General features: G+C 66.0%; 5 protein-coding genes and 1 pseudogene. 3 read left to right on the top strand and 3 right to left on the bottom strand.

Features of this window, described 5'->3' with window-relative positions:
- Positions 1 to 4: 4 nt before the first annotated feature.
- From SD626R_RS08545 to SD626R_RS16815, 3 genes are all read right to left on the bottom strand, one after another.
- Entirely contained in the window at positions 5 to 478 is a 474-nt protein-coding gene (locus tag SD626R_RS08545; protein ID WP_092565686.1) for a DUF7346 family protein, read from the bottom strand.
- Positions 479 to 504: 26 nt separating this feature from the next.
- Positions 505 to 936 (bottom strand): DUF7322 domain-containing protein, encoded by a 432-nt coding sequence (locus SD626R_RS08550; RefSeq protein ID WP_092565688.1) that lies wholly within the window; start codon positions 934 to 936, stop codon positions 505 to 507.
- A gap of 118 nt (positions 937 to 1,054) precedes the next feature.
- Positions 1,055 to 1,228: a DUF7331 family protein gene (locus SD626R_RS16815; RefSeq protein WP_176697300.1), complete on the bottom strand. Its 174-nt coding sequence runs from the start codon at positions 1,226 to 1,228 to the stop codon at positions 1,055 to 1,057.
- A gap of 102 nt (positions 1,229 to 1,330) precedes the next feature.
- Here SD626R_RS16815 and SD626R_RS08555 point away from each other — a divergent pair, with 102 nt between their 5' ends.
- The 3 genes and pseudogenes from SD626R_RS08555 to SD626R_RS08565 all read left to right on the top strand — a co-directional run.
- Entirely contained in the window at positions 1,331 to 5,362 is a 4,032-nt protein-coding gene (locus tag SD626R_RS08555; protein ID WP_092565690.1) for a DNA polymerase domain-containing protein, read from the top strand.
- Between the two features lie 146 nt (positions 5,363 to 5,508).
- Positions 5,509 to 6,432: an ABC transporter ATP-binding protein gene (locus SD626R_RS08560; RefSeq protein ID WP_092565692.1), complete on the top strand. Its 924-nt coding sequence runs from the start codon at positions 5,509 to 5,511 to the stop codon at positions 6,430 to 6,432.
- A 52-nt stretch (positions 6,433 to 6,484) separates the two neighbouring features.
- Positions 6,485 to 7,136 (top strand): annotated as a pseudogene (locus tag SD626R_RS08565) (Fe-S cluster assembly protein SufB); the annotation flags it as partial.

Here is a 7,136-nt window from a genome sequence, read left to right on the forward strand (position 1 = left end):
CGCGTTACTCCTCGTCGCGGTCGTCGTCGTCGCCTTCCCCGGCGACGCCCACGGACCCGTCCCGCAGGAGATCGAGCGCCTCGCTCGCCGCGTCCGCGGCCGCGTACCCCCGCCGGCCGGCGACTTCCACCTCGTCGATCAGTCCGGCGGCGCGGAGTTCGGTGACCGTCCCGTGGAGGTCGGACTCGCACATGTCGGCCGCGTCGAGCAGGTCGATCACGGCGAGCGGCCCCTCGTCGACGACCACCGCGAGCAGGCCGAGCGACCGGTCGTCGTGGACCGCGCGCATCGTCCGTCGGACCGGCTCGGGGATCCCGGAGGCCGCGGTCGCGAGCGGCGGCTCGCCGTCGACGACACTGAGCTCGTCGTTGGCGACGTGGCGCTCCGCGCCCGTGGCCGGGTCGCGGACCCGGCTCGACTCCGCGGAGCGCTTCACGAGGAGGTACGTGTCACCGTCGGCGTCGCGGACCGTCTGCATGGTCGAAGGAGCGGGGTCACCGGGTATCACGTTTTCGGGGGCGCGGGGTCGTCGCCCGCGGGAGCGGAATCGTCGCCCGCGGGAACCGAACCATCGTTGTCGTCGTTCGCTGCCGACTCGTCCCGCGAGCGCCGCCAGGCGCGGTACGTCTGGTACGTCCGAACGCCGGCGAGGAGCCCGATAGCGAACAGGCCCGCGCCGATCCGCGCCCGTCCCTGGAAGAACCACAGCATCGGGCCGAGCGAGACGAGGAGCACCGCGGCGTTGGCGTAGATGACGGCGGCGACGAACGCGCGGAGGGTGTCGGGATCGACGTCGCTCGCGCCCTCGAAGTCGCCGCCGTCGTCGAACGTCTTCACGGAGGGCGCTTTCGGGATGTCCGGGGTCATCTCCCGCTCGGCGTCGGAGCTCTCGCCGAAGGAGACCTCGCCCTCGTCGTCCTCGTCGAGACTGAACACGACCGCTCGTAGGCGGGGGCGGGTCAAAGGGGTTCCGTCCGGTCGGCGTCGAGGCGTCGCGAGGAGAGTCGGCGTCGCGGCGCCGAACCGGAGACGGACGCGAAGCTGGGCCGCCCCGTCAGACAGCGTCGGCGAGCCGGACCGTTCGGCTCGCCTCGACCCACGCGAGGGGGTTCGCGGCGTCGAACAACACCACGTTCCCGTCGTCCTCGTACGCCTCCACCTCGGCGTCGACCGCGTCGCGACCGGCCGGGCGAGACACCCTGGGTTCCGAACGTGGGTCGGATGACATGAACCGTGGTAAGTCATCACACATTAAATGCCTTTCCGTGGCGGGACTCCTCGCCGCACCCGAAAGCCGAGTTTTTTAGCCCGGTGCCGTCGAATAGCGGATATGACTCAGTCGGGGCTGTCGGACTTCTCGTCGGGCGCGGACGCGGACGGCGAGGGGAGCGACAGCACGGAAACCGAACGGGAGGACCTCGCCGCGCAGGAGGCGGCGGTCGTCGCCGGCGGCGGCCGCGGCCGCGTCAGCGACGTGGTCGACGTCGACGAGGCGAAGTTCCCGGCGTCAACCGGGACCGTCGAGCTGATGATCACCCAGATCGACTACGCCGTCGAGGGATACGGGAGCGACGAGTACCCCGTCGTCCACGTCTTCGGTCGGCGGCCGGCCGAGGACGTCGACGGCGACGTCGAGCACGACGTCCGCGAGCACGTCCGCGTGCTGGGCGTCGAGCCGTACTTCTACGTCCCGACCGCCGACCTCGACCGCGACCCGGTCGAGGCGTACGACGTGGTGATCGGCACCCGGGAGGAGGGCCCGGACGGCGAGCCGTACGAGAGCATCCGCGGCGAGCCGCTCACCCGGATCGTCACCCGGACCCCGCGCGACGTCGGGAACATCCGCGACGACTTCGAGACTAGCTTCGAGGCTGACATCCTCTTCCCGAACCGGTTCCTCATCGATAACGGACTCAACGGCGGGCTCCGGGTCGAGGAGCGCCGGCTCGACGACGGCTCGGGGACGATACAGGTCCACGAAGGGCAGTTAGAGCCCGCCGACGTCGACGCCGACCTGCGCGTGAACACCTTCGACATCGAGGTTGACGACCGCCGAGGGTTCCCCGAGGACGGCGAGGAGCCGATCATCTGTCTCACGAGCCACGACTCGTACGACGACGAGTACGTCGTCTGGCTGTACGACGCCCCGGAGGCCGATATCCCCCCGCCCGAGGACCTCCCCGAGTACGAGGGGATCGTCGGCGACGGCGAGGCGCTCGACTTCGAGGTCCGCACGTTCGAGGCGGAGGCCGCGATGCTCGACGCGTTCGTCGAGTACATCGACGAGACGGACCCCGACCTGCTGACGGGGTGGAACTTCGAGGACTTCGACGCGCCGTACGTCCTCGACCGGTTGGAGGTGCTCGACGACGGCAGTCAGTACGACCTCTCCGTCGACCGCCTCTCGCGGATCGGCGAGGTGTGGCGCTCGGGCTGGGGGGGTCCAGACATCAAGGGTCGGGTCGTCTTCGACCTGCTGTACGCGTACAAGCGGACGATGTTCACCGAGCTGGAGTCGTACCGGCTCGACGCCGTCGGCGAGCGCGAGCTCGGCGTCGGCAAGGAGCGCTACACGGGCGACATCGGCGACCTCTGGGAGCAGGACCCCGAGCGCCTCCTGGAGTACAGCATCCGCGACGTGGAGCTGTGCGTCGAGATCGACCGGAAGCAGGACGTGATCGCCTTCTGGGACGAGGTGCGGACCTTCGTCGGCTGTAAGATCGAGGACGCGCCGACCCCCGGTGACACCGTCGACATGTACGTCCTCCACAAGGCGTTCGGGAAGTTCGCGCTCCCGACGAAGGGCCAACAGGAGTCGGAGGATTTCGAGGGCGGCGCCGTCTTCGACCCGATCACGGGCGTCAAGGAGATGGTAACTGTTCAAGACTTGAAAAGCCTCTACCCGATGTGTATGGTGACGATCAACGCCGGCCCGGAGACGAAGGTCGATCCCGACGAGTACGACGACGAGACGTACGTCGCGCCCAACGGGACCCACTTCCGGAAGGAGCCTGACGGGATCATGCGCGAGATGGTCGACGAGCTCCTCTCCGAGCGCGAGGAGAAGAAGGCGCTCCGGAACGACCACGACCCCGGGACCGAACCGTACGAGCAGTACGACCGACAGCAGGCTTCTGTCAAAGTTATTATGAACTGCTTCACGCCGGATACCGAGGTCGTAACTCCCGACGGCGTTCGGTCGATCACCGACTTGGAGGTCGGCGACGCCGTGTACTCGCTCGACCCCGATACGGAGGAGATGGAGCTGAAGACCGTCGAAGAGACCCACGCGTACCCGGACTACCGAGACGAACTCGTCGACATCGAGACGTCGAAGATCGACTTCCGGGTGACGCCGAACCACCGGATGCTCGTCCGGAAGAACGAGACGAACGGGATCACCGAAGACGGGTACAGCTTCGTGGAGGCGGGCGACCTCGACCGGGCGACGAGCTACGAACTGCCCCACGATTGGGACGGACCGGACGGCGAACGGATCGACGAGGTCGACCTGACCGAACTCGCCGACGGCGAGTACGAGGTGTGGGTCCGACCGAGCGTCCACGGCCACACGTTCACCGCCGAGCTCGGCTGGACGCCGCGGCATGTTCCGAAAGCCGACGTCGGCCAGACCGGATACGTGTTCACCGCCTCGGAGTTCGAGGAACACCGCGAGTACGTCGAGTCGGTGTGCGAGACGAGTTACGTCCACCGCGAGTCCGGACGGAAGTGGATTCCGCGGACCTACGACGGGGACGACTTCCTCGAACTGCTCGCGTGGTACGTCACGGAGGGGAACGTGTACACCTCCGAGGAGAAGCGGTTCGGCGACAACCTTCGCGGCTCCGCGACCACGATACAGATCGCGCAGGACGCCGTGGCAGACGGCGGCGACTCCGACCACGAGACGGTCGGCCGGCTCCTCGATCGAATGGGACTGGACTACTACGTCGACGACCGCAGCTATCAGTTCACCTCGGGGCTGCTCGGGGATTTCCTCCGAGAGCGCTGCGGCGACGGGAGCTTCGAGAAACGGATCCCGGACCGCGTCTTCGAGGCGACACGTGCGCAGAAACGCGCGTTCCTGGAGACGCTGATCGACGGCGACGGGGACCGACAGACGGGGTCCTGGCGGTACACGACGTCGAGTGAGCGGCTCCGAGACGACGTGCTCCGCCTGTGTGCTCACCTCGGGATCACCGCGAGCTACAACCGCGACAGCGGGAGCTGGCGGATCTACGTCACGGAAGACGCGAAGAACACGCTTCGGATGGATCGGAGCGGAGCCCGGAGCGAAGCCGAAGACGGCGTCTACTGCGTGACTGTCGAAGATAACCACACGCTCCTCGCGGGGCGGAACGGGAAGTTCCAGTTCGTCGGACAGTCGCTATACGGCGTGACGGGGTGGGATCGGTTCCGCCTCTACGACAAGGAGGGTGCCGCGGCCGTCACGGCGACCGGTCGGGAGGTCATCGACTTCACCGAGGAGGCGGCGGAGGAGCTCGACTACGAAGTCGCATACGGCGACACCGATTCGGTTATGCTTTCGTTATCTGACATGTCGAAGGAGGAGGCGATCGAGACCTCCTTCGAGATAGAGGACCACATCAACGAGCGCTACGACGACTTCGCGCGCGACGAGCTAAACGCCGAGTTCCACCGCTTCCAGATCGAGTTCGAGAAGCTCTACCGGCGGTTCTTCCAAGCGGGCAAGAAAAAGCGGTACGCGGGCCACATTGTCTGGAAAGAGGGGAAAGACGTCGACGACATCGACATCACCGGCTTCGAGTACAAGCGCTCGGACATCGCCGGGATCACGAAGGAGGTTCAGCAGAGCGTCATCGAGACGATCGTGACGGGCGACGACATCGACGAGGACATGCAGGAGGTGAAAGCGTACCTCGTGGACGTCATCGCGCGGGTGCTCGACGGCGACATGGACCTCAACGAGATCGGGATCCCGGGCGGGATCGGCAAGAAGCTGGACGCCTACGAGACGCCGACCGCGCAGGTCCGCGGCGCGAAGTACGCCAACATGATGCTCGGGACCAACTTCGGGAGCGGGTCGAAGCCGAAGCGGCTCTACATCGAGAAGGTCCATCCCGACTTCTGGGCGCGGATGGAGGACGAGGAGGGGCTCGACCCGCAGCGCGACGCCCTGTACGGGGAGTTCAAGCGCGACCCGGACGTGATCTGCTTCGAGTACGCCGACCAGGTCCCCGACGAGTTCGAGGTCGACTGGGAGAAGATGCTGGACAAGACCCTGAAAGGCCCCATCGAGCGCGTGATAGAGGCGCTCGGGATGTCCTGGGAGGAGGTCAAGACGGGCCAAGAGCAGACCGGGCTCGGCTCGTTCATGTGACCGACGGCGAGGCGAAAGACCGGTCGTAGAAAGCAGTTTTCGATTGGAAGAAAATTTCTTGGTCGATATGCGATTTTTGACGGGGAGATGCGTAACCATTAACCCCCTCAGCCACCACCGTAAACGTACGAGGCACGAGAATACACATGGCTACTCTCGAAATCAACGATCTTCACGCACGAGTGGCGGAAGAGGGCGGCGAACGCATCCTTCGGGGGGTCGACCTGACCGTCGAGTCCGGGGACATCCACGCGCTGATGGGACCGAACGGCTCCGGGAAGTCGACGCTCGCGAAGGTCATCGCCGGCCACCCGGCGTACGAGGTCACCGGCGGCGAGATCCTGCTCCACCTCGACGAGGCGGACGTCGACGACGTCGACGTCGACCTCGACGACGAGGACTACCACTGGGAGCTGCTGGAGCTAGAGCCGAACGAGCGCGCCGCGCTCGGCATCTTCCTCGGCTTCCAGTACCCGGCGGAGATCGAGGGCGTCACCATGACGAACTTCCTCCGACAGGCGCTCAACGCGAAGGCGGACGAGCGCGAGGAGCTGTTCGAGGACGAGGACGCCGAGGAGGTCGACGCGGACGACGACGACGAGGAGGGATACGAGACCTCCCCGATGGAGGGCCCCGCCGACGACGGCGAGATCGGCGTCGCCGAGTTCCAGCAGATCCTCTCGGAGAAGATGGAGCTGCTCGACATGGACGAGAAGTTCATGCAGCGGTACCTCAACGCCGGCTTCTCCGGCGGCGAGAAAAAGCAGAACGAGGTCCTGCAGGCCGCGATGTTAGAGCCCGCGGTCGCCGTGCTCGACGAGATCGACTCCGGGCTCGACATCGACCGGCTTCAGGACGTCTCGAAGGGGATCAACGCGCTCCGCGACGAACAGGGCACGGGCGTCCTCCAGATCACCCACTACCAGCGCATCCTCGACTACGTCGAGCCCGACCACGTCCACGTAATGTTGGACGGCGAAGTCGTCAAGAGCGGCGGGGCGGAGCTCGCCGAGAAGCTCGAGGACAAGGGGTACGACTGGGTCCGCGAGGACGCGTTCGAGGCGGCGTAACCACAAATGGTCACGCAACAGGAATAAACGGGGCAACACGTAACACATTACCATGAGTTCACAACAAGACGATCTCAAAGAGACAGACACCGAGGCTCGCTTCGAGTTCAAGAAGGAGGAGAAGTCCGCCTTCCAGACCGAAAAGGGCCTCACCGAGGAGACGGTCCGCGTCATCTCGGAGGACAAGGACGAACCGGAGTGGATGCTGGAGCGCCGCCTGCGCGCGCTCGAGCAGTTCCAGGAGATGCCGATGCCGACCGACTGGCCCGGGCAGCCGGACCTGAGCGAGGTCGACATCGACGAGATCATCCCGTACATCCGACCCGACGTGGACGTCCGCGCCGGCGTCGACGACTGGACGGAACTCCCGGACGACATCAAGGACACGTTCGACAAGCTGGGCATCCCGGAGGCCGAGAAGAACGCGCTCTCCGGCGTCGGCGCTCAGTACGAGTCGGAGGTCGTCTACCAGAACATGCAGGAGCGCTGGGAGGAGAAGGGCGTCATCTTCTGTAACATGGACGAGGCCGTCCAGGAGCACGAGGAGATCGTCCGCGAACACTTCATGACGAAGTGCGTCCCCCCGAGCGACAACAAGTTCGCGGCGCTCCACGGCGCCATCTGGTCCGGCGGCTCGTTCGTCTACGTGCCGGAGAACACCACCGTCGACATGCCGGTGCAGGCGTACTTCCGGATGAACTCCG

It is taken from the genome of Halorubrum sp. SD626R (genome assembly GCF_001261915.1).
GTDB lineage: Archaea > Halobacteriota > Halobacteria > Halobacteriales > Haloferacaceae > Halorubrum.